The 1,663-nt window shown below is 71.1% G+C and carries 1 protein-coding gene; it reads right to left on the bottom strand.

Annotation, left to right across the window (positions count from 1 at the left end; all coding sequences use genetic code 11):
* Positions 1-164: 164 nt before the first annotated feature.
* Positions 165-1,541: an IS1380 family transposase gene (locus AC2CJA_RS26520; protein WP_484605192.1), complete on the bottom strand. Its 1,377-nt coding sequence runs from the start codon at positions 1,539-1,541 to the stop codon at positions 165-167.
* Positions 1,542-1,663 lie beyond the last annotated feature (122 nt).

Consider the following 1,663-nt stretch of genomic DNA (forward strand, 5'->3'; position numbering starts at 1 on the left):
CCTCGAAGTTTCGTGACGGTCCGCCGACGGAGTCGGTGGACCGTTTTCGTGCCGTGGGCTGAGGCTGGGCAGGCCGACGGCCCGGCTGTCGCGTCGGGTGGGCGCCGGGTTCCACTGCTCCGGGTCGGGGTGGTGCTGCTCGTCGGGACAGGCGGATCCGCTGGTCAGCCGGGGTTGGGTAGGAGCGCGAGGCGTTCGAGGGCTTCGGTGATCTCATAGGTCCAGGGCCAGTGGGCCGCCAGGCGGAGGATGCGGCGGCGGCCGGTGGTGACCAGCTGTCCGGCCGCGGTGAACAGGCGAAGTCGCAGGCGGCGGGGTTCCCAGAGCCTTGCCTGGCCGGTCAGGGCGAGCATGGGCAGCCAGGCCAGCAGGTCGAGGGCTATCTGGACGATCTCCAGCCAGATCTTGTTCTGGGCTGTGGTGTGCAGGGGCAGGTTGCGCAGGCCGGTGGCCCGGGCGGCGCGGATGCGGTCCTCGGCCCGGGCCCGCAGCCGGTGACGGAGCTCAAGTTCGGCGATCGGCCGGCCCGGGGTGTTGGTGGCGAAGCAGGTGATCCGATGGCCGTCCGCGTCCGTGATCCTCAACTGGGCCCCGGGGTGCGGTCGTTCCTTGCGGACGATCAGTCGCATGCCCGTGGGCCAGCCGTGAAGGACGTCGCCGGCCAGCTCGGCGACCCAGGCGCCGTCGCGGATCTCGCCGTCGGTCTCGACGGCCGGTGTCCAGGCCGAGGCGGGAACCTGCAGCACATGCTGGTGGATCGCTTCGGTGACCGTCATGCCGACCGAGTAGGACAGCCACCGCCCGCGCTGGGCGAGCCAGGCGACGAAGGCGTGGGTGCCGCCGGCGGAGTCGCAGCGGATCAGGGTCCGTCGCCCGCGCCGGTATTGCTTGGGCAGCTGGGCCAGGGCGAGGCGGGCGGTGGTGATGTGGTCGGCGGCCGTGTTCGAGCCCGCGTTGCCCGGCCGGAGGAGAGCGGCGACCGGCTCTCCGGTGCCGCCCGGTCCGTGGTCGACGAACCCCGTCAGCGGGTGATGGCCATACGTTCTCTTCCAGGTCGCGGCCGCGTCCTCCTTCTCGGAGTGCGCGGTCACCAGAACGCCGTCGAGGTCGATCGTGACCTGTCCGTCGGTGTCCGGAGCCCGGTCGCCGGCCAGTGACCAGACCCGGCCGCGGACCTCGGAACGTGCGGCGCGGATGGCGGTCAGGGCCTTCTCGCCGGAGGCGGCGAGGGCGTCGATCAGGCGGGAAACGGTCGGGTCGGAGGCGACCGGGCCGAACACGGCCGGCTCGGCCCGCAGCATGCCGATGTCCGCGAGGCAGTCCCCGCCCAGCGCGACCGCCAGCGCGAGGTCCAAGAGGGTCTTGCCGGGATCGTGGACGGTCCGCGGTCTGCACCACGGATCCAGGGCCTGGGACATGGCCTGGTCAAGGCCGGTCTTGCGGACCGTCTCGATGAGCAGGACCGAACCGGCCTGGGAGACGACCTGGCGGCCGTCGTCCTGGACACGGACACGGGGGTAGGACCCGGTAGAGTGCTTCACCTGGAAAGTGCCTCCGACGGTGGCAGGAACAAGGACCTCGACAATCCTCATTCTCGCTGGTCAGAGGCACTCTCTGTTTTCCTGACCGCCTGTCGGACAGCCCACCTCATGAAAGCCCGAGG

This window comes from Streptomyces sp. ATLC9 (assembly GCF_057196705.1).